The sequence below is a fragment of the Bacillus sp. 0102A genome (assembly GCF_036765155.1).
Classification (GTDB): domain Bacteria; phylum Bacillota; class Bacilli; order Bacillales; family Bacillaceae; genus Bacillus; species Bacillus subtilis_G.
On the sequence record NZ_JBAIZW010000001.1, the window covers coordinates 371,940 to 398,145 of the forward strand.

Below are 26,206 nucleotides of genomic sequence, written 5' to 3' on the forward strand. Positions count from 1 at the left end.
CTAACACTTTAATTTTTACGGGCCGTGCGCATCGTATGGTGAGGTTTTTTTGCCCTTGGAGGCCCGAATACCTCCCCTAAGACGATCCCCTGTACCACAGTGTCTTTATTAACTTGAAGCATTTTTTGTTTTGTGTATACTGCTTTTTGTTTAACTGCAGTAAGATCACGTTCCATCCCTTTCAGGTTTCTTTCTGTTTCCCTGCGTCTTTCTTCCGCTTCCCGTCTTGCCTGTTCTATGCGGTTAGGAATAGGTACAGGAGCTTCTTCAGACTGCTTCTTTTGAGGAGAAGCCGTTTGCATCTGCTGAGGTTTTTTCCTGTTTTGGCTGTTTTTATTTTCCTCTTTGCTCTTTTTACCGAAAATCATAGATATGATTCCGATAACCACTGCGATAATGAGCGGATTGGTCAGTATATCCTCCATCAGCGTTCTCCCTTCTTAGAGAGATTATGATTTACTGTCTTCATCAGACGAATCTTTCGTCAGCTTACCGAATGAATCACGCATGTCTGTGTCAGCATCAATATTTTTGATATTCATGTAGTCCATGACGCCAATATTCCCTTCACGCAAAGCTTCTGCCATCGCAAGCGGCACTTCCGCTTCGGCTTCTACCACTTTCGCGCGCATTTCTTCTACGCGGGCGCGCATTTCCTGTTCTTGAGCGACAGCCATCGCACGACGTTCTTCCGCTTTTGCCTGTGCGATATTTTTATCAGCCTCGGCCTGATCGGTTTGTAAAATCGCGCCGATGTTTTTGCCAATGTCAACATCAGCAATATCGATCGAGAGAATTTCAAACGCAGTTCCTGAGTCCAATCCTTTTCCAAGAACTGTTTGAGAAATCATGTCAGGGTTCTCAAGCACTTTTTTGTGACTTTCGGATGAACCAATTGTAGAGACAATCCCTTCTCCGACACGGGCCACAATGGTTTCTTCCCCTGCTCCCCCAACAAGACGGTCGATATTCGCTCTTACTGTAATTCTCGCTTTCGCTTTTACTTCAATCCCGTCCATAGCCACACCGGCAATGAACGGCGTTTCAATCACCTTAGGATTAACACTCATTTGAACGGCTTCCAATACGTCACGGCCGGCAAGATCGATAGCGGCACAGCGTTCGAATGATAGTTCAATGTTGGCTCGCTGAGCAGCGATCAGCGCGTTGACGACTCTGTCAACATTTCCTCCGGCGAGATAATGGCTTTCAAGCTGATTAGTGGCAACATCAAGCCCAGCCTTATGCGCTTTAATCAGCGGGTTCACCACTCGGTTTGGTATAACGCGGCGAAGCCTCATTCCTATCAGAGTGAAAATGCTGATTCTCACTCCAGCTGCTAATGCTGAAATCCAAAGCATAACAGGCACAAATGTAAAAAATACAGCTAAAACAATGATCCCTACTACGACAATAGCCAAAATCATTAGTGTTGATGGATCCATATCAATTCTCCTCGATTCTGTTTAAATTTCTCTGACGACTATGCGTGAGCCTTCCACTTTTACCACTTTTACTTTCTTATCTTTTTCTGTAAACGATCCCTCCGAAACGACGTCAAGGCGTTCATCCTCAATAATAACGGTACCAGCAGGACGCAGCTGTGTAAAAGTGACTCCCACTTTCCCTATTAAGTCCGTGCGCGTTTGATTTGATACGTAGCCGCTCTCCGTATTTGTAGAATCATTTAATACAAATTTTTTAAAGAATTTCATACGCTTTCCCAACACCCTTGTCAGTAAAATAAAAGCTGTAATAGAAACAGCTGAGGCGATCAAGAGAGAAATCGCCATGACAGTGAAGCTCCCCGCGGCTAAAAATAGGCTCGTAACAATCGCTCCTAAGCCCAGTAATCCAATGATTCCTCCGGGAAGGAAAATCTCAAGCAGGATGAGGATCACCCCTCCTACAAAGAGAAGAACTGTCTCGTATCCAGCAAGGCCGGCTGCGAGATGCCCGTAAAAGAACAGCAATAACGCGATGAATCCAACCGTTCCAGGGATGCCGACACCCGGGGAAAAAAGCTCCACCGTCAGACCTAAAAAAGCAATCGTCAGCAGAATAGGCACAATAACCGGGTTCGTCAGCCATCTTGCTGTCTTTTCTGTAAAGCTTTCCTTTGCATAACTGATATGCGCATTTTCGAACCCAAGCTTCTTTACGAGTGCGGATAAATTGTCAGCAGTCCCCTCTGAATAGCCTACATCAATCGCCTTACCAGGGTTAAGTGTAAGCAGATCTCCCTTCGGCGCACCGGCTTCCTTGGCATCTATATCCGGGTCAGCCATAGCGAGCGCATATTTAGGATCGCGATTATTTTTCACTGCGGCATCCTCCAGCTCTGCCAGCCAAAGCGATTCAGCTTTTTGGTCAGCGGCATTGCCTTTACCGTCAATAATCGCGGCTGCTCCTATTTTTCCGCCGGGCGCCATATAAATATTATCGGCTTGCAGGGCAATATATGCACCAGCTGACAACGCGCGTTTGTTTACATATGCAGTTATAGGGATCTCGCTTTCGGTTATCGAGTCCGCTATATCAATAGCCGATTTGACCAATCCTCCCGGCGTATTGATATCAAGAATAATATGATCTGCATGCGCTTCTTTTGCATCTTGTAACGAACGGGATAAAAACGAGGCGAGTCCCTGTTCGACATTTTTCTCAACCGGGATCACATAAACCGTTTGTTTTTCTGCTTTGGCGTTCAGCTGTACGCCTAATAAAGAAAGTAAAAATATGCTCAAAAGAGCAGCACGGAATCCTTTGGTTTGAAGCAAGGGCAGTGTATCCCTCCTTCCTTTTATAATAAGTGCCTTCTCTTTATACGTAACAATGTATCAAAGGTTTCATTTTTTTATGTATAAAAAAAAGACATCTCTCTTAGAAAGATGTCCTTTTTTACGCCATTTAAGACAATTGATTGCTAACAAGCTTATTAATTAAGCTTCCATCAGCTTTACCTTTTACTTTAGGCATAATTGCACCCATTACTTTCCCCATGTCCGCTTTTGAGCTCGCACCAACCTCAGTAATGGTTTCATTTACGATTGTAAGCAGTTCTTCTTCTGACAGCTGCTCGGGTAAATAAACTTCTAAAATGTCCAGCTCTTTTTGAACTTTATCTACTAAATCTAAACGATTAGCGTTTGAAAATTCCTGGAGGGAGTCTTTACGTTGCTTAAGTTCACGAGAAAGGACAGTGAGTTCCTCATCCTCGGTCAAACTGTCTTTCTTAAGCTTAATTGCTTCATTTTGAAGTGAAGCCTTAACCATTCGAACGACAGTCAGTTTGTCTTTCTCACGGTTTTTCATATATAGCTTCATATCCTGGTTAAGACGCTCAAGAAGACTCATAAATCCACCCTCTTTTAGAATTTGCGTTTTCTAGCAGCTTCAGACTTTTTCTTGCGCTTTACGCTAGGTTTTTCATAAAATTCGCGCTTTCTTGCTTCTTGCAAAGTACCTGTCTTTGATACACTGCGTTTGAAGCGACGAAGAGCATCTTCAAGCGATTCGTTTTTTCTAACGACCGTTTTTGACATTCTCTTTCCCTCCCTCCGAATACACCAATCGACTACCTTTAAGTTACACATATAAACATGTACTTTGACATTATAATATAAGCCATCAGTCAGGTCAACTAAGTGAGTTCACTTTTCCGTCATGAGTACGACTGCCTGTCTATATAATGGTGGAAAGGGGTTGGTGAATAAGATGTTGATTCTGATCGGTTTTACTGCTCTAATATTATTCTTTCTCGCAGGCATGAACATGCTTCGAAAAGGCTTAATTTCAATGGCGTACTCAAAAATTGAAGATCGTTTGCTATTTTTTACGGACCATCCATTAAAAGCGTTCCTGATCAGTATTGTATTTACAGGGATTCTTCAGAGCAGTTCAGCCTTTATGGTCATTGTCATCGGTTTTGTAAGCGCGGGCGTCCTTCCTTTTAAACGGACGATACCGATGATTCTCGGAACAAATGTCGGATCTACCTTTACAACTGAATTTATCGCCATCAAAATGGATGTTTTGATTTGGATTCTTTTGATTGGCGGTTTATTGTTTTTTCTGACTGGCAGGTATCCCTTAAAACAGTTGGGAACAAGCCTCCTCGGACTCGGCATCATCTTTTTTTGCATCAGCGGGTTCAGCCACCTTGCAGGACCGCTTACAAAACTGAAAACGGGAGCCGACATTTTATACCACGTTAACGATTCAAACTGGTCCGCTTTGCTCATCGGTATGGTGTTAACCGCCATTATTCACTCAAGCTCCGTATGTATCGGCATTTTGATGAGTTTTATGAATGAAGGGATGATCGAACTGACACAGGCGATGAGCATCGTGCTCGGGTCAAATATCGGCACTTGCATTACCGCTGTGATGGCTGCTGTATCCGGCGGCTATGCGGCGAAACAGACAGCTTATGCTCATGTGGTGTTTAACGTGCTTGGCGTGGCTCTTGTATTTCCTTTTCTGATGGCTGCGACCGGCTTTGTAGAACAGCTATCACCTGATCCCGCACAAAAAATTGCGCATTTCAGCCTATTATTTAATGTGGTGACAGCTTTTTTATTTCTTCCGCTTACAAACTTGTTTTACCGCTTGATTCACTTTCTTATCCCAGCAAAATAAAAAACCGGTACATTTAAATGCACCGGTTTTTTAGATTAAGAAGACAAACGCATGTGTTCAGTTATTTCGTCCTCAACAACACGGACGAATTGCCCTTCGTTGTAAGGATAGCCCGCTTTAAGGATTTTGACTTTCACGATTTTGCCGATCATCTCTTCCGTACCTTTGAAAACAACCTTCATATAGTTGTCTGTGTAACCGACAAACATGTTCTCTTCTTCTGTTTCTTTATACGCTTCCTCAGGGATAATCTCAAGCACTTCATTTTCATACTGAGAAGCGTATTCCTTCGCAAGCTGGTCGGACAGAGAAATCAGGCGGTGCACACGCTCATTTTTGACGTTTTCATCCACTTGGTCTTCCATTCGCGCAGCCGGCGTTCCTGTGCGTTTACTGTAAGGGAAAACATGCAGTTCAGAGAATTTATGTTCTTTAATAAAGTTATAGGTTTCCATAAATTCTTCTTCTGTTTCGCCAGGGAACCCTACAATAACATCAGAAGTGACAGCTAAGCCAGGCAATGCTTTTTTCAGTTTGCTTAGACGGTCTGCAAAAAATTCCATCGTATATTTACGTCTCATCCGTTTAAGCACAGTGTTTGATCCGGATTGGATAGGAATATGCAAATGATTCACTATCTTATCCGAGCGGTCTAAGACCTCGATCACTTCATCTGTGATTTGGCTGGCTTCGATTGAAGAAATTCTAATCCGTTTAACACCTTCAACACGAGTGTCTAATTCTCTCAAGAGCTTAGCGAAGCTGTAATCTTTCATATCTTCGCCATAGCCGCCTGTATGAATACCGGTAAGAACAATTTCTTTATATCCGGCATCGACAAGCTGCTGCGCTTGTTTAATGACTTCTTCAGGATCGCGGGAGCGGAGCAGGCCGCGCGCCCACGGAATAATACAGAATGTGCAGAAATTGTTGCAGCCTTCCTGTATTTTCAATGACGCTCTTGTCCGGTCCGTGAAAGCAGGCACATCAAGCTCCTCATACACTCTTGCTTTCATGATGTTACTGACACCGTTAATCGGCTGGCGTTCTTCACGGTATTGGTCGATGTAGCCGAGCATTTTTTCCCGGTCCTGCGTTCCAACTACAATATCGACACCAGGGATCGCCATAATCTCAGCAGGTGAGGTTTGCGCATAGCAGCCTGTGACACAGATGACACCGTCAGGATTTTGACGAATGGCACGTCTGATCACTTGGCGGCTTTTTTTATCTCCCGTATTGGTTACCGTACATGTATTAATGACATATACATCAGCTGTTTGTTCAAAGTCTCTTCTATCGTAGCCCGCTTCTTTGAAAAGCTGCCAGATTGCTTCTGTTTCATAATGGTTGACTTTACAGCCAAGCGTATGGAAAGCAACAGTTGCCATTATTGATCACCTCTTAATAACTCTGTTTGATAAGAAATCGCACTCAACGCGTATAGCGGTGCGGTTTCTGTCCTTAAAATTCTCGGTCCAAGTCCGCCCGGCACACCGTCTTTCTCTGTGAGCCGTTCAACTTCCGCTTCTGTTAAACCGCCTTCAGGACCAAATACGATCAAAAGGGATGATCCTTTCGGAAGGCTGCTTACAATCGCGCTGAATGCGCTTATTTCTCCTTGCTTTGATGACTCCTCGTATGCAACGACACATTTATCGAAATCCTGCATCCTTTGAAGAAGCTGCTGAAAAGAATGAACATCCATCACTTGCGGCACTTCGTTACGGTACGATTGTTCAGCCGCTTCCTTCGCAATTTTCGTCCACCTTTCCCGCTTTTTCTTTGCCTTTTTGTCATCCAGCTTGACAACAGAACGAGCGGCTTGGAAAGGAATGAAGGCATGGGCTCCGAGCTCAGTCCCTTTTTGGATAATCCATTCAAGCTTATCTCCTTTCGGGAGGCCGCTTGCAATATAAACCTTTATCGGAAGCTCTCTGTTTTCATTCGTCCATTCTATCACAAGACAGGACACATGGTCCTTGGAAACAGATTGAAGTTCACACTTTGCCTCAAAGCCGTCCTGAGAGCAGCAGATGATCTGATCACCCTCATTCATTCTCATCACGTTCACAATATGATGAACATCTTCGCCGGTTATCGAAAAAGCCGGCGCTTCCTCCATTTGCTGCTTCGTGAGCTCGATAAAATATCGTTGCATACGCTGTGACACCTACTAACTGTTATTTTTTCGCAATTATGCTGACCCAATCTTCCATTGAAAGGATTTCTACAATGGTAAAGCCGGCTTGTTCCAGTGCTTCTTTTACTTCTTGTTTTTTATGAGCGATGATACCTGACGTAATAAAATGACCGTCTTCTTTTAACAGGCTGTACGCTTGTGAAGTAAAGCGAAGAATGACTTCAGCCAAAATGTTGGCAACAATCACATCATGTTTCCCTTCAATTCCGTCTAACAAATTGTTTTGCTTCACTTGAGCAATATCGCTCACTTTGTTCAGCTTGAGATTGAGACGTGCACTTTCTACAGCTACGGGATCAAGATCATAGGCATGAACCGATTCAGCCTCAAGCATTGCAGCCGCAATACTTAAAATTCCGGAACCTGTACCGACATCAATCACCTTATCACCCTTTTGCACAAAGCGTTCAAGCGCCTGAATACAGAGTACGGTTGTCGGGTGTGTGCCTGTGCCGAACGCCATTCCCGGGTCCATTTCAATAATCAGTTCATCAGTATGGACCGGCGTATATTCCTCCCACGTCGGAACAATTGTAAACTTTTCAGAAATTTTCACAGGGTGATAATACTTTTTCCAGGCAGTCGCCCACTCTTCTTCATTCACTTCAGAAATCGTGATATGATTTCTGCCCAAATCAATATTATAAAGAAGCAAATTATTAATCGTTTCTTTAATGCCATCCACCGTTTCGCCAAGAAAGCTGTTGACCGGCAGGTATGCTTTGACAATGACACCCTCGTCTGGATAATCATTGGGGTCGAGCTGGTAGATTTCCCCGTACACATTCTCACGCTCTTTAATTAAATCAAGCGGGTCCTCTATCACAACCCCACTTGCACCAGCTTCATGCAATATATTTGAGATAGGTTCGACCGCTTCATGTGTTGTGTGAATGCTTAATTCGGACCATTTCAAAACTACCAACTCCTCATCCAATAATTAATCGCCTTTAAACGCGCGTTTTACCTTGTCGAAGAAACTCATTTCCTGTTCGTCAGGCAAGTTTCCGCTGACCTCGGCAAATTCGCGGATAATGTCTTTTTGTTTATCTGTCAGGTTTGTCGGCGTGACGACACGTACGACGATATGCTGGTCACCCTGTCCATAGCCTCTGACATTTTGAACGCCTTTGCCTCTTAATCTGAATTTTGTTCCTGTTTGTGTACCGGCTGGAATTTTTAATTTCACTTTTCCATGCAGCGTCGGAACTTCCACTTCATCCCCAAGAGCAGCCTGAGCGAACGTTAACGGCATTTCACAGTAAATATCATCGCCGTCACGCTCGAAGAACTCGTGAGCGCGTACGTGGAACACGACAAATAAATCCCCGGCAGGGCCGCCATTTACTCCTGGTTCCCCCTGTCCCGAAAGACGAAGCTGCTGCCCATCATCTACACCGGCTGGAATTGTGACGTTGATTTTTTTGCGTTTTTTAACTTTTCCTTTACCGCCGCAATCCGCACATTTATTTTTAATGAATTTGCCCGTACCTTCGCAGTGGTGGCAGACCCGTCTGTTAACAACTTTTCCAAATGGCGTATTTTGCTCCACGTTTAACTGGCCGGAGCCTCCGCAGTGCGAGCATGTTTCCGGATTTGTTCCAGGCTTCGCACCAGAGCCTTTACACGTATCGCATGTTTCCTCACGCGGAATTTCGATGGACGTCTCTTTACCAAATACAGCATCCTCAAACGACAAAGTCATCGTATACTGCAAATCGGCACCTTGGCGCGGAGCGTTTGGATCTCTTCGTCTTGTGCCTCCGCCGAAAATACTTGAGAAAATATCATCGAAACCAAAACCGCCGAAATCTCCGCCGCCAAAACCGCCTCCGCCGAAGCCTTGGTTAGGATCAGCATGGCCAAATTGATCGTAATGAGACCGTTTTTGGTCATCAGACAGTGTTTCGTACGCTTCTTTTACCTCTTTAAATTTTTCATCTGATCCGGCTTCTTTGTTAATATCTGGATGGTATTTTTTTGACAGCTTCCGATAAGCTTTTTTAATTTCATCCTTAGAAGCGCTCTTACTTACTCCCAGCACTTCATAGTAATCACGCTTACTCATCTCGCTTCACTCTCCCGAATTTATCACATAAATTAGATTGTATCATTTCGAATTATGATTTTTCAATTCCTTTTATCCCGGGCAAGAAAAAAAGTCAAAGCCAAGAGATGCCTGACTTTGACTTTCTAATCATTGAATCAGATTATGAAATGTGTTCTTTTCGGTCAGCCCCGGAAGCGGGACTGACTCGGAAAAGCACTTTATTTTTTGTTTTGGTCGTCGTTTACTTCTTCATATTCAGCGTCAACAACGTTGTCATCCGCTTTGCCTTCAGCGTTTGCATCGCCTTGAGCTTGCTGTTGTTTGGCAGCTTCTTCATAAAGTTTCATAGAAAGCTCTTGAACGATTGTTTGAAGCTCATCTTTTTTCGCTTTGATCTCTTCAAACTCGTTTTTCTCAATCGCCGCTTTTAAAGCTTCTTTGGCATCATTGGCTTTTTTCACTTGGTCTTCATCCACTTTGCCTTCAAGATCTTTTAATGTTTTCTCAGTTTGGAAAACAAGCTGATCTGCTTCGTTGCGGACTTCGATTTCTTCTTTTTTCTTCGCATCAGAGTCAGCATTTTCTTCCGCTTCTTTTACCATGCGTTCGATCTCATCATCAGAAAGACCTGAAGAAGATTTGATTGTGATGTTTTGCTCTTTTCCTGTGCCTAAGTCTTTAGCTCTTACGTTTACGATACCGTTTTTGTCAATATCGAAAGAAACTTCGATTTGAGGCACGCCGCGCGGTGCTGGCGGAATATCTGTAAGCTGGAAGCGGCCAAGTGTTTTGTTATCAGCAGACATTGGGCGCTCACCTTGAAGAACATGGATATCAACAGCTGTTTGGTTATCAGCAGCAGTTGAGAACACTTGAGATTTGCTTGTCGGAATCGTAGTGTTGCGGTCGATCAGCTTTGTGAACACGCCGCCCATTGTTTCGATACCGAGAGAAAGCGGTGTTACGTCAAGAAGAACCACGTCTTTTACGTCACCAGTGATAACACCGCCCTGAATCGCAGCACCAAGCGCTACAACTTCATCTGGGTTTACGCCTTTATGCGCTTCTTTTCCAGTTTCTTTTTTGATTGCTTCTTGTACGGCAGGGATACGAGTTGATCCGCCAACAAGGATGATTTTGTCGATTTCGCTTGCAGAAAGTCCTGCATCTTGAAGCGCTTGACGGACAGGGCCCATTGTACGCTCTACCAAATGAGAAGAAAGCTCTTCGAATTTAGCGCGAGTTAATGTCAGTTCAAGGTGAAGCGGTCCTGCTTCCCCAGCTGTGATGAACGGTAAAGAAATTTGCGTAGAAGATACGCCAGAAAGATCTTTTTTCGCTTTTTCAGCTGCGTCTTTCAAACGCTGAAGCGCCATTTTGTCTTTTGACAGATCAATTCCGTTTTCTTTTTTGAATTCAGACACAAGATGATCGATGATCACTTGGTCAAAATCGTCACCGCCAAGACGGTTGTCACCGGCAGTTGAACGAACTTCGAATACACCGTCGCCAAGCTCAAGGATTGAAACGTCGAATGTACCGCCGCCAAGGTCGTATACTAGGATCGTTTGATCTTCATCTGTTTTATCAAGTCCGTATGCAAGCGCTGCTGCAGTCGGCTCGTTAATGATACGTTCTACTTCAAGACCTGCGATTTTACCAGCGTCTTTTGTCGCTTGACGTTCAGCATCGTTAAAGTATGCAGGAACTGTGATTACTGCTTTTGAAACTGTTTCGCCAAGATAGCTTTCAGCGTATGATTTAAGGTGTTGAAGGATGATAGCAGACACTTCTTGAGGAGTGTAATCCTTTCCTTCAACTTCAACTTTATAATCAGTGCCCATATGGCGTTTGACAGACATGATTGTGTTAGGGTTTGTGATAGATTGGCGTTTAGCCACTTCCCCTACTTGGCGTTCACCGTTTTTGAATGCAACAACTGATGGCGTTGTGCGGTTTCCTTCAGCGTTAGCAATAACTTTAGGCTCGCCGCCTTCAAGCACTGCCACACATGAGTTTGTTGTTCCTAAGTCGATTCCGATAACTTTACTCACTTGAATAACCTCCTGCTATGTAATTATTGATTCACTTTGACCATGGAAGGGCGAATGACGCGATCCTTCAGCTTATAACCTTTTTGCATTTCTTCAACAACAATGTTGGAGCCGTAATTTTCATCTTCAGCCTGCATAACGGCTTGGTGCAGATTAGGATCAAATTCCTGCCCTACAGCTTCGATGGCTTCCACGCCTTCTTTTTTCAAGGCTTCTACGAGCTGACGGTGGACCATTTCCATTCCCTGAAGCAAACTTTTCGTCTGTTCATTGTCGGCTTCAACCTGCAGCGCTCTTTCAAAGCTGTCAAGAGCCGGCAGCAAATCAGCGACGATATTTTGAGAACGGTATTTTTGGGACGCTTCCATTTCTAAACGGCTGCGTCGTTTATAATTTTCAAAGTCTGCTTGAACACGCAAAAGTTTGTTTTCTTTTTCCTCAAGCAAACCTTGCAATTCGTTCATTTGATCTTGAAGAAGTTCGCTTTCATTTGTTTCTTTCTGCTGTTCTTCAGCAGCAGCTTGTTCCTCAATGACTTCTTGCTCTTCTATTTCGTTTTGTTCAATGGTTTGTTTTTCTTCTGACATTGTGTTCACCTCCCTCAAAGTGTAAGAAGAAGGGCGGGTGCTGCCCTTCGATAAAATTTGCCAAAATTCCCTTATTCATCATACAAACTTGTCAATGCTTTTGACAAGTCCGAAGTCACATGCTGAAGCAGACTGACAACCCTGGAATAATTCATGCGGGTCGGACCGATGATCGCAATTGAGCCGATCTGCTTCTGATCAACAGAATAAGAAGCCGTAATCAGACTGCAGTTTTCCATCTCTTCATAGTCGTTTTCTTTCCCGATTTTAATCGAAATTCCCGTGTGCGGGGATTGAACCAGCTTTAAAACATCCTGTTCTTTTTCGATTAATGTGAGCAACGATCGCACTCTGGTGATATCATGGAACTCCGGCTGGTTCAGCATATTGATTTTTCCGCCAAAAAACAATTTTTCAACGTGGCTCGTAGAATGAAATGTTGAACGAAGCGCGTCAAGTATATTGTCATAGTTCTTAATGTGTTGTCTTAAATACATGACGACTTCCTTAAATATGTGCTCATTCAGTTCATCCATTGGAACGCCGCTTAAACGGCTGTTCAGTATATTTACCAGTTTTTCAATATCAGACAGATCCATTTTAGCTGGAAAATTAATCGTTTTGTTTTCCACGTGCCCTGTATTGGTAACAAGAATTGCTACCGCCTTATCAGGCTGAATCGGTATGATTTGAATCTGTTTAAGGTAATTCTCACTCAGCTTCGGCCCGAGCACGATGGATGTATAATTCGTTAAATCGGACAAAATTTGCGCTGATTTTTGAACTGTCTTTTCCAGCTCGAAAATTTTCTCTTTAAAGATCGAGTGGATTTGGTCCATGTCGCTTTTTGTCAATTTGACGGGTGACAGCAAATGGTCAACATAGTACCGGTACCCTTTTTCTGACGGAACACGTCCTGAGGATGAATGGGTTTTTTCTATGAAGCCCAATTCTTCCAAGTCAGCCATCTCGTTTCTTATTGTTGCAGAGCTAAATGTGATTTCATCTTTTTTCGAAAGAGTTCTTGACCCTACCGGCTGCGCCGATTTAATAAAATCATTTATAATGACCTGAAGGATCAGCAGCTGACGATTTGTTAACATCATCATCACCTCTGTTAGCACTCTCAATAAGTGAGTGCTAATTCTATAACAAAAGTATCAAACCACAAGAAAAATGTCAATTATAACTCACCCAAAAAAGCGCCAAAAACTTCATTACCTAATAATTTCCCCTGATGAGTCAAGTAAACGGCAGACTCCGAATGATGAATCAGCCCTTTTTCTACGAGGTCTGTTAATACGCTTGGGAACAGTTCATCAAGGGAACGGCCGTATTTTTCTGCAAATCGTTTTTTGCTGACTCCGGCTGTTTTTCTCAAGCCCAAAAACATTTCTTCTTCAATTTGCTCTTCTGTTGTCACTACATGAATATCTCTGTATGGAAAGCCTTTTTCAGCTATCAGGTCAATGTAATGTTTGACAGGTCCGACGTTTACATTGCGTGTGCCGCCGATATATCCGTGGGCCCCGGCTCCAAATCCGAAATATTCCTCGTTGCTCCAATACGTCAGATTGTGCTTTGATTCCATGCCTTGCTTGGCAAAGTTGCTGATTTCATACTGATGAATGCCGTGAGCTTCCATCCGGCCCATCACCATTTCATACATTTCGGCTTCCTGCTCCTGCGGCGGAAGATGAAGCCGCCCTTTTTGCATGAGATTATAAAATACCGTTTTCGGTTCTACAATGAGGGAGTACACCGAATAATGCTCAGCATCCAGCGATAAAGCAGTGTCTAAGGAATGATCCAGATGCTTGAGGGCTTGTCCCGGGAGTCCGAACATTAAATCAAGACTGATATTGTCAAAACCGATTTCCCGCGCCCTTTCAAAAGAGGCAAATACATCTTTTTGTTTGTGCACTCGGCCGATTTTTTCTAACAAGTCGTCTTCGAACGTTTGGACACCGAAGCTGAGGCGATTCACGCCTGCTTCTTTTAATATTTTTAATTTCGCTGCGGACAGGTCGTCCGGATTCGCTTCAACTGCAAATTCCGATAATGCGCTTGAGGGCTTCAGCACTCGGATGATGATGTCCATCAGCTTTTTGAGCTGTTCCTCAGACAGAGAGGTCGGCGTGCCTCCTCCGATAAAGATGGTTTTGAGGTCAGGCTGCCCTGTTTTTACAATTGTATTTATCATTTCCTGTTCGAGCGCGTTTAAATACTCGTCTACAGGCTGGCTTTGAATAAAATATTTATTGAAATCGCAGTAGTGGCAAATGTGCTCACAGAATGGGATATGGATATAGGCTGATTTCAATGAATTCACCTTCTTTACAGAAAGAAGCCGCAGTACAGGACTGCGGCGGCTTCTATTTATTTTTTCGGGCTGTCGTCCATTTTCAGGACCGCCATAAATGCTTCTTGCGGCACTTCAACTGAGCCGACCTGCTTCATTCGGCGTTTTCCTTCTTTTTGTTTTTCAAGAAGCTTCCGTTTTCGCGAGATGTCTCCGCCGTAACACTTAGCCAATACGTTTTTACGCATCGCTTTAATCGTAGAACGCGCTACGATTTTCTGGCCGATCGCCGCTTGAATCGGTACTTCAAAGTGCTGACGCGGAATGAGCTCTTTCAGCTTCTCAACGATCACTTTTCCTCGTTCATACGCGTAATCCCGGTGCACGATAAAGGAAAGGGCGTCGATTTTTTCTCCGTTCAGCATAATGTCCATTTTGACGAGCTGAGACGGTTTGTAGCCGATCAGCTCATAGTCAAAGGACGCGTAGCCTTTTGTACTTGATTTAAGCTGGTCAAAAAACTCATAGACGATTTCCGCTAAAGGCATATCATAGACAATGCTGACACGGTTTGCGTCTAAATATTGCATATCAATAAAATTGCCCCGTTTTCCTTGGCAAAGTTCCATAACAGCGCCGACAAAATCATTCGGCACCATCATTGTCGCTTTAACATACGGTTCCTCGATCCTTTCGATCTTTTGAGGATCAGGCATGTTGGACGGGTTGTCAACAACAACCTTTTCGCCGTCTGTCATATATACATCGTAGATAACACTCGGCGCTGTTGTAATCAAGTCGATTTTGAACTCACGCTCTATCCGTTCCTGAATGATTTCCATGTGAAGCATGCCTAAAAATCCGCAGCGGAATCCGAATCCAAGCGCCTGTGACGTTTCCGCTTCATACTGAAGGGAGGAATCATTCAGCTCAAGCTTTTCAAGGGCTTCCCTTAAATCATTGTATTTGGCCGTATCAATCGGATAAAGGCCGCAGTACACCATCGGGTTGAGCTTGCGGTATCCCGGCAGCGCTTCGTCTGCAGGATTGGCAGCGCTTGTTATCGTGTCACCGACACGTGTGTCACCGACATTTTTGATCGCAGCAGTTAAAAAGCCTACATCTCCGACCGTCAGTTCATCTGTCGGAGTAGCTTTTGGCGTAAATACACCAACTTCTGTCACTTCAAATTCTTTGCCGGTTGCCATCATTTTGATTTTTTGCCCCGGCTTTACCGTTCCTTCAACGACTCTGATATAAGCCACGACACCGCGATAAGCGTCATAAAGCGAGTCGAAGATCAGCGCTTTAAGCGGCGCCTCCGGATCCCCAGTCGGTGCCGGCACCTTTTCTACGATCTGTTCTAAAATCTCCTCAATCCCGATACCGGCTTTTGCTGAAGCAAGCACGGCTTCTGATGCGTCAAGACCAATAACGTCCTCTACCTCTTGGCGCACACGTTCAGGCTCTGCGCTCGGGAGATCGATTTTGTTAATGACCGGCAGAATTTCAAGGTCATTGTCAAGCGCTAAGTAAACGTTGGCAAGCGTCTGCGCTTCAATTCCCTGCGCCGCATCCACCACAAGAATCGCTCCTTCGCAAGCAGCAAGACTTCGGGATACTTCGTATGTGAAATCGACGTGTCCCGGCGTATCAATCAGATGGAAAATATATTCTTCTCCGTCTTTTGCTTTGTATTTAAGCTGAACAGAGTTTAACTTAATGGTTATGCCCCGTTCACGTTCAAGATCCATAGAATCGAGCAATTGTTCTTTCATTTCTCGTTGAGTGATTGCCGACGTTTTTTCTAAAATACGATCCGCTAAGGTCGATTTTCCGTGGTCAATATGGGCAATGATAGAGAAATTCCGTATTCTCGACTGCCTCTCTAAACGCTTTTCTTTATCTGTCACAATCTATCACTCCTACTATTAAACGCAAAATACACTAGCTTAGATTATATCAATAGGATTGTTAAGATTCAATGTAAAACAAGAAAGAGAAAAGTTCCCTGTTAATCATGGGCTGCTTTTCTCTTTCACACATCTATTGATTCATATCACGTATCCATTCATACATCGACTGGGCAGTGTTGGTTACGGTGTTCGAAAGCGCTTTTCCGGCTTTAGAGAACATATTGAACGTTTCCACCTGTTCCAGCTCTTTTTGTTTTTCTTCTAAATCTTTCGCCGTGACTGTTTCTCCTAAGATTGAAGCTTCTTTTTCATTATTTTTTCCGTCGGTGAGCGTAAACGCGCCCTTAAGTGAAGGGTCTTGATAGCCTTTCATACTCAGCATTCCGTTATTCGCCTGCTGCATGCCGAACAGCACGCCTAAAAACATGATCGTGACAAGCAGCAAGCATTTGCCAAAGTAAGCAATCAAATCAAACCACCTATTTCTTATTGTTTTTTCGTCTCGCCGCTCTCCGCGTTGACCTTTTCAGCATCCCAGTACATTTCGCTGAATACGTCTGCGGCGGCATCAGCCGCACGCTGCAGCTCCTCGAGATTATTATCTACTCCGCCGAATTCGAGCAAAAGCGCTCTGTCGGTTAAATCCTGATTATATACACCATTATCGCCTGGCGAGCCTTTCGAAAAGACACCTGTGCTGAGTCCAGGGTATTTTTTCTCCATCAGCTTATGGAGCTCGCTTGCAATTTTATAGTTTTCTTCGAAATTTTTGCTTTTTTTGCCGACGACAAAGGCCACCCGGGCATAGCTTTTCCCTTTAATCGTTGCCGTCGTATCTTTCTTTCGCCGTGAATCTCTATGGATATCAATGATATATTGCAGATTTTTGTTTGACCCGAGCGCCTCTTTGACGACCGGCCTTGATTCATCATACGATCTGGCATAGTTTAAGCCTTTTTTGTTCAGTTTTGCCTGTATATCGGTTTTATTCACTGTGGCTCCAATGCCTTGGGATTCAAGCGCCTTTCCGAACATAGCTCCTACGAGCGTGACGTTGGCTTTAGAATGGCGCGCCATATCAGGATCAGTCTCGCCTTTTAATAGAGGGAGATATGATTCCGTGTTGTGCGTGTGATAGATAAAAACGACCTTTTTATCACCGGTTGTTTGTTTCGGCGGATCTTTTTTCGCACGATCTGATTGTGTTTGCTGTTTTTCAATCTCTGCCAAGTTCGCTTCTCTTTCTTCCTCCATCACCTTAGACGGCGGGGGCGATTCCGCCGGCATATTCGTATAATCCGTGCCTTGTCCAGCTAACAGAATCTCGGTATCAAATTGTGCAAACCCCGGCAGCTCCCGACCGAGAAAGCTCCGCGGATCTTCGAGGTTGATGCTTGTCGCCAGCTTTAAAGAAAGACGCGAAAGATGAAATGAGCTGTCGGTTTGAGAAAGGTCAGAAGCGAAATAATGGTTTTCCATCCGCAGCAAGTGTGCAAACACGTCACCCGGCATTTCTTCAGTAATCCCGTAAAAAGAGTCAGACGACGGCCTGAGTTCAGGTCGGAGAGACGTCAGCACACCGGATAGAACAAAAATCACGATAAGGCTTACGATAAATAGAAAGATGGCTTTTACCGCTTTCCCGCCATTTACCGCAACAACAATTTGTCTGTTTCTGCGTTTATTTCTCATTGAATCCCTCCAGCGCTTGTCTAGTAATAACTCTATGAACAAGCTAGAGGAAGTAGAACAGTTTAGTGATTGTAGGAGCCTTTGTTTTCTTGTGACACTTTTTCATGAAGCGCTGTGTTTAATCCGTTCGCCAGCACATTTGCCATATCGTCGATGAATGAATCAACTTCCTTCGGCGTAACCATTAAGTTGTGCCCTAAAGGCGAAAGCACCTCGTGAATGAGCTGCCGTTTTTCATCCTCTCCAAGGGTACCAATAATTCCGAGAAATGATTGACGCTGTTTTTGATCGGGAAGATCTTCTTCAGTGAGCACTTTCTTTTTCCCAAACGTCATCCCTGCCGGAACAAGAGATCTTGACGGCCTGTCATCTTTCATTTCTCTTCCAAAGTGTTTTAATATGTAGTCCACCGTGTCGCTGGCAATCGTCACCGCGTCAACGACTGTCGGCACTCCGATTGCAATCACCGGTACGCCAAGCGTGTCTTTGCTTAAATCTTTTCGTTTATTCCCCACACCAGATCCCGGGTGAATGCCTGTGTCCGATATTTGAATGGTTGTGTTAACCCTTTCCACCGCCCGTGCCGCCAATGCATCAATGGCAATGACAAAATCAGGCTTCGATTGCTCAATCACACCTTTAATAATGTCGCTTGTTTCGATTCCCGTAATCCCCATAACACCAGGCGCAAAGGCGCTGACAGGTCTGTAGCCATCCTGCACGTTTTCCGGCTGAAGCTTAAACAAGTGCCTTGTTACCAATAGATTTTCTACAGCCATCGGACCCAGCGCGTCAGGGGTCACGTTCCAGTTGCCGAGCCCGACGATCAAACAGCTCGCATCTTTTGAGATATTAAGGCTTTCAAGGAAAGCCGAAAATTCCTCCGCGAAGACAGCAGAGACCTTTTCCTGCATTTCCGAATCATTCTCTCTGATTCCTTGCGCCTCAAGCGTTAAATAGCGACCTTCTTTTTTTCCTGAGAGCTCCGCGCCTTCCTTGGTAATATCAACAGTGCGGATTTTAATGCCGCCGCGATCGCGTTCTTTTTCAATAAAACCTTTAATTTCTTTTGCCGGCACAGCCTGCTGATTGGCCATAGCTTCCTTCGTTTCAACTGCTAAATCGGTACGTATCAAATACTGATTAACATCAAGTTCACTCTTTTTCATACAGGGGCCTCCTTCACATTCAGTACCTATATTGTTGCCATTTGCTGAATGAATCATGCTAAAAAGAGATCCTTCAATGAAAAATACTTTACATTTATATTGCAATCTAAAGGTGTGTTTGATAGAATACAATTTGTTCTATTGTGAAGAAGATTTAACCTTAAGACACTGTGCTACAGGTTGTATCTTAGGAGGTGAAACACATGCCAAACATTAAATCAGCGATTAAACGTACAAAAACAAACAACGAACGCCGCGTTCATAACGCGACAATCAAATCTGCTATGCGTACTGCAATCAAACAAGTTGAAGCTTCTGTTGCTAACAACGAAGCTGACAAAGCGAAAACTGCTCTTACTGAAGCAGCTAAACGTATTGATAAAGCAGTGAAAACAGGTCTTGTACACAAAAATACCGCAGCTCGTTACAAATCAAGACTAGCGAAAAAAGTGAACGGACTTTCTGCATAATATAAAAACGATCCTCAATAATGGGGATCGTTTTTTTCATTTCTTTTTAACAGCTGTAAAAGAAACAGTTCGAGCAGGAGCTGCTTGTCCTTTTTCCCTGTTTTCATCTCGTAGTCCATGACAGCAAGCTGTTCAATAATGAACCGGAGCTCGGTCTCTGAAAAAAGCCTTGCTTGATCCATCGCCAGCTTTACCCGGAATGGATGGACTTTTAAATTAGAAGCGATTTGCTTTTGTCCGTAGCCTTGTTCCGCGAAATACTTTGTTTGGAGAATCAGCCGGAACTGATTCGAAATAAGCGCCATGATTTTGATCGGTTCTTCATTTTGTTTGAGCAAATCATAAAAAATTTGCAGGCTTTCTGTTCGTTTCCGGTTGACGATTTTATTGATCAGCTCAAATATATTTTGTTCAAGGCTTCTCGCTACAAGCATTTTCACATCATCCAGCGTAATTTCTTCACGATCTCCAATAAACGTGCAGAGCTTCTGAATCTCCTGAAAAATCGATGACAGATGTCCATTCACAAGCAGAACCAAATGCTCCGCCGCTTCTGTGCCGATTGTTTTCTGCTCAGTTTTTGCAAGGTTGACAGTAAAATCTGTCGTCTCCTTTGCGTTTAATTCCTTCGCCTCCATCATAAACGCATGCTTCTTTAATGCTTTCGTCAGTTTTTTCCGCTCATCCAGCTTTTCATACGGGGCAAGCAGGACAAAGACCGTATAAGGCGCAGGCGATTGTAAATATGATTCAAGCGCGCTGACGTTATGCTCAATTTTTTCTTTTTTCTTTTCACCTGTTAAAAAATATGGATTTTTCACAATAACAAGACGCCGCTCCCCCATAAACGGAAACGTTTCAGCATCTGCAATTGCTTTGTCCAGCGGTTCCTCTTCCAGATCAAAAACGGATAGATTGAAATCCTTTGTTTCCTGATCAATGACCGCCTGTCTGATCCTGCTAACGGTTTCCTGCAGCAGATACGTCTCTTTTCCGTATAAACAATAAACCGGATGGACATCTCCTTTGCTCAGGCTTTTCCACACATCAAATACCATTGTTGTACGACTTCCTCTCTTTCATCATCCCCTTCTATCCTAAATTGAGTTTACAAAATAGTAAAGAGGAAGCCTGACTGCTGCTTCCCCATTTATATTAAACGCCTGATCGCAAGCCCCCGGGACAGCTTGTAAAAAGGCGATAATCACCAGAACAGAAAACGTTACCTTAGCTTCTAGATTTTTCAAAACAATTCCATTATACTTAAATCAGTCAGGAGGGATTAAATTGAATGATTTTGAAAAAAACGTTCAAAGCAAACGAAATGATGCTGTAGATTCAGCTGTTGGTTTTGTTGTGTCCTTCGGATTTTTCGCCTTCTTGTTTGTCATGGCAACGGTTATTCACCTGGTTGGTTCATAACAGCGACTGCCCGGGCTGCTGATTTCTCGGCAGTCTTTTTTTAGTTCGTCTCTGTTATTCTGATGTATCATATGGGGGATAGACAGAAAAGGTTCCAACTCTGTTTTTATATCTATATTGGATCGTTCCGCTTTGGTCGGTGCGCAGCACGCGGATGGAATGTCTCTGTAATATTTGCAGAACTTCTTGATGGGGATGATGGTACCGATTGTTTTCCCCTGCTGAGATAATGGCCGTTTCCGGCTGAATCTGTTTGATGAAATCTTCACCGGTAGAGCCTTTGCTTCCATGGTGCCCCACCTTTAACACGTCTGCTTTTAGATTCGGAAACACGCTCATAACTTCCTGTTCCCCTTCTTTCTCCAGATCACCTGTCAATATCCAGCTCATACCGCCTGTTTTCATCCACAGAACGAGAGAAGAATTATTTTTGCTTGCCGGATCAGGTCCGTCCGGTGACAGTACATAGAACTGTAAATCCTTTATTTGCAATACATCACCTCGCTTCACCTCTTCAATTGGCACTCCCTCCCCTCTGGCTGCCTGCAGCACTTTCTCATCCTTAGGTTCAGAAACGAACCCTTTCGGAATCACGAGGCGCTTCACTTTATGATGCTTCAGCAGAGTCTCCGCCTCTCCAATATGATCTTGGTCAGCGTGCGTGAGAATTAACGCATCAAGCTGTTTGACCCCCTTAACGGTTAAAAACGGAATCAGCACCTTTTCCCCGAGTGAAAACGGATGCTGTTTTTCCCGCCAAGGCTCTGACGAATAAGACAAAGTGCCGCCAGTATCAATTAAAACATGACCCCGCTGATGCGGAGCACCTACATACATGCTGTCACCCTGCCCAATATCAATCATATCGACCTCTCCTTCAGAACTAAGACGAGGATATATAAAGAGAAGACAGAACATCGCGCAGCAAATGCCGCCAGTTACCATCAGCTGAGAAAAAGAGCGTTTTTCAATCGCCATAAACATTAGAATGATTGTGACCGTGAATAAAAAGAGCAGAATAGGTGCGGGACGTGCAATGATAATTGTGAATACATCAATATCTGCGATTCTTGTGATCAGCCTGTTGGTCCAGCTCATCAAGAAATCAAACCAGCTGAAGAACCATCGGCCAGCCGAAGCAGAAAGGATTAATAAAAAAACACCTGCTATAGTCCCCGGCAAAACACAGAATGTATAAATAGGAACAAGCACCATGTTCATCAGGACGCTGATCATAGAAAACTGCTGGAAATGATGCAGGAGAATGGGGAGTGAACCCAGCTGAGCGATCAGTGATACCATTGTCAGCTGACCTAAAGAGGTTTTAACATGCTGAAAAATAGAAGAAGAAAGAATTAAAGAAAAACTCACGGCGAATGACAGCTGAAAACCTGCTTCAAAGAGATGGTAAGGATTGAAGAGCAAGAGGACGATGTATGAAGTGCAGATTGCCCCCGCAGCATGTACACGCCATTTAACGAGACTTCCAGCTAAGTAAATACCCGACACCAGAGCGGCGCGTAGCACTGAAGGAGCAGCGCCTGTCAACATCACATAGAGCGGCAGAAATAACAGCAACAGGATTGACGCCTTTTCTCTTGTTATTCCAATACGGATCATGATATAAAACAAGCCGGCTGTCAAAATGCCGACGTGGAGTCCTGAAATCGCCAAGAGATGGACGACACCAAGCTTTTGATACGCGTTAAGCACCTCGGCTTCCACGTAAAATCTGTCTCCTACTATAAGAGCTTGTACGATTCCTGCCGAATCAGGAGGCAGCAGGCTGTTTGTGAATGACACGATGTCTTTTCTTAAACTGAGCATTTTATAACTGACATTTACAGGTTCGCTGCACTTTTGAATAGATGTAACAGAATAGTTCCAGTGAATATGCTGCCGGTAAAGATATTCGTTATAATCAAATGCGCCCGGCACGGTTGCGTGTTTAGGTTCTTCCAAGGCACCAGTCCATTCACATGCCATTCCTGGCTCTAGATATGACAGCTGATCTTTTTCTTCAGCAGACTGAATGCGGTACGAAGCGGCCCATTTTTCGCCATCAGGCGTCTTAACTACCATAGACATACGGTCGCCGTCAATTTTTGGAATGCTGTAAATTACTGCCTTGGCTTGATAGGTGCCCCGCTGATATACAGAGACATTCTTGGAATCTGCGACTGCATACAGTGCAAAAAACAATATAAAAGAGAAGAAACTAACCAAAATGAGAACAGCGTGTCTCGTTTTGATTAAAATGATGAGGAGAAAGAGGAAGAAAAGAAAAACAGCGGAGAAATAAGCGGCGGCAGTAATTCCAGCCGTTGCTGAAGCTGCCGCCAAAGGCAATAACAAACGCGAATTACGCATTCATCACACGTAGCTCGTGAAGAGTGTATTCGCCTGTTCATGTATCTTTTTCAAATCTTCCTCTGCAAGACCCGCATCCGCCAGTTTCTCTAAAAGACCCGCTACAAATGAAAGCTTTTCCCTGTTTTTCAGATCAACAATCATTTCATCGAGTTCAACCTGTTCAACAGTTACACCCGCCTGTTCAAATAATTCCTGTGCGTACGGATTCGTTTTGTAATCCTCAGCATAATAAACCGTTTTGATACCCGCTTGAATGATAGATTTACAGCATTGTATGCACGGATAATGCGTCACATAAATCTCAGCTCCATCAGTCGGCACCCCAAACTTAGAGCATTGAAGAATCGCATTCATTTCAGCGTGAATCGTTCTTGCGCAATGGTCATCTATCATGAGGCAGCCTTCGTCTGCGCAGTGTACGCCGCCCGCGATTGACCCATTATATCCTCCTGCAATCATGCGTTTGTCTCTGACTATAGTAGCGCCGACAGACAATCTTGGGCAGGTGCTGCGCAGCGCCAGTAAATGGCTTTGAGCCATAAAGTATTGATTCCATGAAATTCGTTCCACGTTGTTCCCTCCAAATGTTGTGTTGCCTGACCTTAGTTTACCTATCATTATGCATGACCGTCAAATCACTTTACTGTAATGGAAGACTTTATTTTCTCAAGCGACTTCTCACCGATTCCTGAAACTTTAGTGATCTCTTCAATTGTCTGGAAACGCCCGTTTTCTTCCCGGAATGCAATAATAGCTTCAGCCTTTGATGGCCCCACCCCTGAGATGCCCTGTAATTCCTCTAAGGTTGCTGTATTGATATTTACCGGTGCTTCCTTCCCTCCATCGCTTTTCACAGCGCCTCCGGATCCTTGCTGCATCGTTGTCTCTTCTCCCTTTTTCGGGATGTACACCACTGTCCCGTCCTGCAGCAGCTCCGCCAAATTCACTTGCATTTCATCTGCTTGTTCACCGGTCCCGCCCGCTTTCTCAATCGCCTGAGATACTCTGTCCCCTGTTCGCATTTCATACACGCCAGGATGCTGAACAGCACCCTTTATATCAATCACAATGGTATCGTTCTCGTCTTTTACCGCCTCCTGCTTTACCTCCGTATTTTCTGTCTCAGTTGATACAGCCTGCTTCACCGGCTCTTTGTTTTCCCTGCTGGCCAAAACGAAAATAACCGCTATGAAAGCAGCTGCAGAAGCCGCTAAAATGATTGCTTTTTTATGCTGATACAACCAATTCATCGTGCATGTTCCCCGCTTTCGTCATAATTTATTTTCATCACACATATGGTTTAGAGGATAATAGCTCAAAGGAGGGGAAATCATTGAAGATTGGTTTTATCGGCACAGGAAATATGGGTACGATCCTTATAGAGTCATTTATTGAATCAAAAGCAGCCGATCCCTCAAACATAACAATCACAAACCGCACAATTGAAAAAGCGTTACACATAAAAAACCGCTACAACAGCATAAACGTAACAGAAAGCCTTGAAAAGCTTGTTTCTGAAAACGAGATGATTTTTATTTGTGTTAAGCCGCTTGATATATATCCTTTACTAGCAAGAGCGACGCCTTATTTAAGAAAGGACCATATTCTCATTTCAATTACAAGCCCGGTTCAAACTCAACAACTCGAGCAATATGTACCGTGTCAAGTGGCGCGAGTAATTCCCAGTATTACAAACAGAGCGCTGGCAGGCGTTTCTCTCGTCACTTTCGGCACAAGCTGCGGAGAATTTGCAAAAACGAAAATCAATGAGCTCATGAAGCATATCTCTCATCCGCTGCAAATTGAAAGTGACATCACGAGGGTGGCATCAGATATCGTAAGCTGCGGCCCCGCTTTTATGAGCTATCTGATTCAGCGGTTTATAGATGCGGCCGTTTCGGAAACGTCAGTGTCCAAACAGGATGCTATTCTGATGTGTAAGGAAATGCTTGTCGGAATGGGTAAACTGCTAGAAACCGAATTGTATACCCTGCCCGCGTTACAGGAAAAGGTCTGTGTTAAAGGCGGTGTGACAGGAGAAGGCATTAAAGCGCTGGAAAGCGGTGTGCAGGATATGTTTCACCGGGTATTCCAAAATACTCATATGAAGTACGAGGAGGATATTTCCGCAGTGAAGAAGCAGTTTCATGTGTAGACGAGTATGTCATACTTTTGTCTGCACTGCAAAAGCATAAAAAAGCATTTTAAAAAACCATCGTCTTAGGAAACGATGGTTTTTGATTTCTGCGCCTTGAAAAATAGGCGTTCTGATTGTGTTGTTGGTTCTAAATCTGTAAAATCAGCTGTCACGCCGTGCAGCTGAAAGCCGCAGTTCCTCAGCATTTCTTCATATTCATCCACCGGGAACGTTCTTTGCTCGTGCGTCTCATCAAAACGGTCATACGCTTCTCCGTTCCGCACAAAAAACGACATATCATGAATGACAGAAAGCTCTTCACTTCCGGCAAAACTCTGCCAAATATAGCTGATATCTTCATCCTGGTCAGCAAATGTGCTATCCGGAAAGACTTCACCGACTTTATAAGATGAATGAACATCAAATAGCAAAATGCCTTCAGGTTTCAACACCCGAAATACACTTTTGAAGGTCTCGATCACATCATTCTTCGTTTTTAAATAATTTAAAGAGTCACAGCATATCACAACAGCGTCAAACTGGCCGTCAAAGCCAGTAATGTCTCTCATATCCTGCTGAAGAAAAAGAATCGGCTGGTTACTGTAGACCTTTTGCTGGGCGTAAGCAAGCATTTCCTCACTGAGGTCGATCCCCGTGACCTCGAAGCCTTTTTTGGCAAGCCGGACTGAGATTTCCCCTGTGCCGCATGCCAGATCGAGGATACGGCCTTTTTCCGGGAGAGCTGCTTCAATCCACTTTGTCCATTGATCGTAAGGTGCGTGCGACATTAACTCGTCATACACACTTGCAAAGCCTTGGTAAATCATTGGTTCATTCCAAGCTCAAGATCTGCGAGCGGAGCGTCTCCCCACAGTTTTTCCAGATTGTAGTAGCTTCTTTCATCCTTGTGGAAGACATGCACAATCACATCGCCAAGGTCAACGAGTACCCATCTTGCTTCATCGAAGCCTTCCATCTTTTTGATTTGAATGCCGTTTTCTTCGGCCTGATCCTTGATTTCACGGGCAATCGCCTGCACCTGTTTATCTGAATTCCCGTGGCAGATCAGAAAATAATCAGCAACCAGAGATATGCCTTCCATATCCAGTGCTAAAATATCCTCTGCCCGTTTATCATCGCAAGCCGCAGCTGCGATCTTTAAAATGGACTTTTGGTTCATTCACAAATTC

At 44.0% G+C, this 26,206-nt stretch carries 27 protein-coding genes and 1 pseudogene; 4 read left to right on the forward strand and 24 right to left on the reverse strand.

The window, feature by feature from the left end:
- Nucleotides 1–8: 8 nt before the first annotated feature.
- From V6D41_RS02200 to rpsU, 5 genes are all read right to left on the reverse strand, one after another.
- On the reverse strand, nt 9–425 hold the full coding sequence (locus tag V6D41_RS02200; protein ID WP_148962088.1) for a hypothetical protein: 417 nt from the start codon (nt 423–425) through the stop codon (nt 9–11).
- Nucleotides 426–449: 24 nt separating this feature from the next.
- On the reverse strand, nt 450–1,445 hold the full coding sequence (gene floA, locus V6D41_RS02205; RefSeq protein ID WP_087990761.1) for a flotillin-like protein FloA: 996 nt from the start codon (nt 1,443–1,445) through the stop codon (nt 450–452).
- A 21-nt stretch (nt 1,446–1,466) separates the two neighbouring features.
- Entirely contained in the window at nt 1,467–2,780 is a 1,314-nt protein-coding gene (locus V6D41_RS02210) for an NfeD family protein (RefSeq protein WP_333517145.1), read from the reverse strand.
- A 130-nt stretch (nt 2,781–2,910) separates the two neighbouring features.
- Nucleotides 2,911–3,357, reverse strand: a complete 447-nt coding sequence (locus V6D41_RS02215) for a GatB/YqeY domain-containing protein (RefSeq protein WP_148962090.1) — start codon at nt 3,355–3,357, stop codon at nt 2,911–2,913.
- 14 nt (nt 3,358–3,371) lie between these two features.
- A complete protein-coding gene (rpsU, locus tag V6D41_RS02220) occupies nt 3,372–3,545 on the reverse strand; it encodes a 30S ribosomal protein S21 (RefSeq protein ID WP_003152957.1) in 174 nt (57 codons plus the stop codon).
- 172 nt (nt 3,546–3,717) lie between these two features.
- Between rpsU and V6D41_RS02225 the strand changes: the two genes are divergently transcribed.
- Nucleotides 3,718–4,641 carry a Na/Pi symporter gene (locus V6D41_RS02225; RefSeq protein ID WP_333517421.1) on the forward strand — a complete coding sequence of 308 codons (924 nt, stop codon included), beginning with the start codon at nt 3,718–3,720 and terminating at the stop codon, nt 4,639–4,641.
- A 35-nt stretch (nt 4,642–4,676) separates the two neighbouring features.
- Here V6D41_RS02225 and mtaB read toward each other — a convergent pair whose 3' ends face one another.
- The 12 genes from mtaB to gpr form a co-directional block, all read right to left on the reverse strand.
- Nucleotides 4,677–6,032 (reverse strand): tRNA (N(6)-L-threonylcarbamoyladenosine(37)-C(2))-methylthiotransferase MtaB, encoded by a 1,356-nt coding sequence (gene mtaB / locus V6D41_RS02230; protein ID WP_333517146.1) that lies wholly within the window; start codon nt 6,030–6,032, stop codon nt 4,677–4,679.
- Complete coding sequence (locus V6D41_RS02235; protein WP_333517147.1) at nt 6,032–6,802, reverse strand: 16S rRNA (uracil(1498)-N(3))-methyltransferase; 771 nt, start codon at nt 6,800–6,802, stop codon at nt 6,032–6,034. The genes mtaB and V6D41_RS02235 overlap by 1 nt, the downstream gene beginning before the upstream one ends.
- A 22-nt stretch (nt 6,803–6,824) precedes the next feature.
- Nucleotides 6,825–7,760 (reverse strand): 50S ribosomal protein L11 methyltransferase, encoded by a 936-nt coding sequence (prmA, locus tag V6D41_RS02240; RefSeq protein WP_148962093.1) that lies wholly within the window; start codon nt 7,758–7,760, stop codon nt 6,825–6,827.
- 24 nt (nt 7,761–7,784) lie between these two features.
- Nucleotides 7,785–8,912, reverse strand: coding sequence for a molecular chaperone DnaJ (dnaJ, locus tag V6D41_RS02245; RefSeq protein ID WP_333517148.1), 1,128 nt, complete (start codon nt 8,910–8,912; stop codon nt 7,785–7,787).
- A gap of 200 nt (nt 8,913–9,112) precedes the next feature.
- Entirely contained in the window at nt 9,113–10,948 is a 1,836-nt protein-coding gene (gene dnaK / locus V6D41_RS02250) for a molecular chaperone DnaK (RefSeq protein WP_333517149.1), read from the reverse strand.
- 23 nt (nt 10,949–10,971) lie between these two features.
- Nucleotides 10,972–11,535, reverse strand: coding sequence for a nucleotide exchange factor GrpE (gene grpE / locus V6D41_RS02255; protein WP_333517150.1), 564 nt, complete (start codon nt 11,533–11,535; stop codon nt 10,972–10,974).
- Nucleotides 11,536–11,606: 71 nt separating this feature from the next.
- Nucleotides 11,607–12,638 carry a heat-inducible transcriptional repressor HrcA gene (gene hrcA / locus V6D41_RS02260; RefSeq protein ID WP_148962096.1) on the reverse strand — a complete coding sequence of 344 codons (1,032 nt, stop codon included), beginning with the start codon at nt 12,636–12,638 and terminating at the stop codon, nt 11,607–11,609.
- A gap of 80 nt (nt 12,639–12,718) precedes the next feature.
- Nucleotides 12,719–13,858, reverse strand: a complete 1,140-nt coding sequence (gene hemW, locus V6D41_RS02265) for a radical SAM family heme chaperone HemW (protein WP_333517151.1) — start codon at nt 13,856–13,858, stop codon at nt 12,719–12,721.
- A 56-nt stretch (nt 13,859–13,914) separates the two neighbouring features.
- Nucleotides 13,915–15,750: a translation elongation factor 4 gene (gene lepA, locus V6D41_RS02270; RefSeq protein ID WP_087990772.1), complete on the reverse strand. Its 1,836-nt coding sequence runs from the start codon at nt 15,748–15,750 to the stop codon at nt 13,915–13,917.
- Between the two features lie 133 nt (nt 15,751–15,883).
- On the reverse strand, nt 15,884–16,222 hold the full coding sequence (locus tag V6D41_RS02275; RefSeq protein WP_087990773.1) for a YqxA family protein: 339 nt from the start codon (nt 16,220–16,222) through the stop codon (nt 15,884–15,886).
- 17 nt (nt 16,223–16,239) lie between these two features.
- Complete coding sequence (gene spoIIP / locus V6D41_RS02280) at nt 16,240–17,445, reverse strand: spore autolysin SpoIIP (protein ID WP_087990774.1); 1,206 nt, start codon at nt 17,443–17,445, stop codon at nt 16,240–16,242.
- Between the two features lie 62 nt (nt 17,446–17,507).
- On the reverse strand, nt 17,508–18,614 hold the full coding sequence (gpr, locus tag V6D41_RS02285) for a GPR endopeptidase (RefSeq protein WP_333517152.1): 1,107 nt from the start codon (nt 18,612–18,614) through the stop codon (nt 17,508–17,510).
- A gap of 203 nt (nt 18,615–18,817) precedes the next feature.
- Between gpr and rpsT the strand changes: the two genes are divergently transcribed.
- Nucleotides 18,818–19,084 carry a 30S ribosomal protein S20 gene (rpsT, locus tag V6D41_RS02290; RefSeq protein WP_003229989.1) on the forward strand — a complete coding sequence of 89 codons (267 nt, stop codon included), beginning with the start codon at nt 18,818–18,820 and terminating at the stop codon, nt 19,082–19,084.
- Nucleotides 19,085–19,098: 14 nt separating this feature from the next.
- On the opposite strand, the gene holA is transcribed toward rpsT, so the two are convergent.
- Both holA and V6D41_RS02300 read right to left on the reverse strand, forming a co-directional pair.
- The gene (gene holA, locus V6D41_RS02295) at nt 19,099–20,142 is read right to left on the reverse strand and encodes a DNA polymerase III subunit delta (RefSeq protein ID WP_333517153.1); all 1,044 of its coding nucleotides are present in this window, start codon (nt 20,140–20,142) and stop codon (nt 19,099–19,101) included.
- Between the two features lie 39 nt (nt 20,143–20,181).
- On the reverse strand, nt 20,182–20,331 hold the full coding sequence (locus V6D41_RS02300; protein WP_202327128.1) for a hypothetical protein: 150 nt from the start codon (nt 20,329–20,331) through the stop codon (nt 20,182–20,184).
- Nucleotides 20,332–20,371: 40 nt separating this feature from the next.
- Here V6D41_RS02300 and V6D41_RS02305 point away from each other — a divergent pair, with 40 nt between their 5' ends.
- Nucleotides 20,372–20,506 (forward strand): YqzM family protein, encoded by a 135-nt coding sequence (locus V6D41_RS02305; protein WP_003229983.1) that lies wholly within the window; start codon nt 20,372–20,374, stop codon nt 20,504–20,506.
- Nucleotides 20,507–20,546: 40 nt separating this feature from the next.
- On the opposite strand, the pseudogene V6D41_RS02310 reads toward V6D41_RS02305, so the two are convergent.
- From V6D41_RS02310 to V6D41_RS02320, 3 genes and pseudogenes are all read right to left on the reverse strand, one after another.
- Nucleotides 20,547–22,876 (reverse strand): annotated as a pseudogene (locus V6D41_RS02310) (DNA internalization-related competence protein ComEC/Rec2).
- 3 nt (nt 22,877–22,879) lie between these two features.
- Entirely contained in the window at nt 22,880–23,449 is a 570-nt protein-coding gene (locus V6D41_RS02315; RefSeq protein ID WP_003237106.1) for a ComE operon protein 2, read from the reverse strand.
- Between the two features lie 65 nt (nt 23,450–23,514).
- A complete protein-coding gene (locus V6D41_RS02320; protein WP_333517155.1) occupies nt 23,515–24,129 on the reverse strand; it encodes a helix-hairpin-helix domain-containing protein in 615 nt (204 codons plus the stop codon).
- Nucleotides 24,130–24,212: 83 nt separating this feature from the next.
- Between V6D41_RS02320 and comER the strand changes: the two genes are divergently transcribed.
- The gene (comER, locus tag V6D41_RS02325) at nt 24,213–25,034 is read left to right on the forward strand and encodes a late competence protein ComER (RefSeq protein WP_333517156.1); all 822 of its coding nucleotides are present in this window, start codon (nt 24,213–24,215) and stop codon (nt 25,032–25,034) included.
- Between the two features lie 65 nt (nt 25,035–25,099).
- Here the strand turns inward: comER and V6D41_RS02330 are convergent, their stop codons facing one another.
- The gene (locus tag V6D41_RS02330; protein WP_333517157.1) at nt 25,100–25,843 is read right to left on the reverse strand and encodes a class I SAM-dependent DNA methyltransferase; all 744 of its coding nucleotides are present in this window, start codon (nt 25,841–25,843) and stop codon (nt 25,100–25,102) included.
- Entirely contained in the window at nt 25,840–26,196 is a 357-nt protein-coding gene (gene rsfS, locus V6D41_RS02335) for a ribosome silencing factor (RefSeq protein ID WP_019258939.1), read from the reverse strand. Before rsfS ends, V6D41_RS02330 begins: the two co-directional genes overlap by 4 nt.
- Nucleotides 26,197–26,206 lie beyond the last annotated feature (10 nt).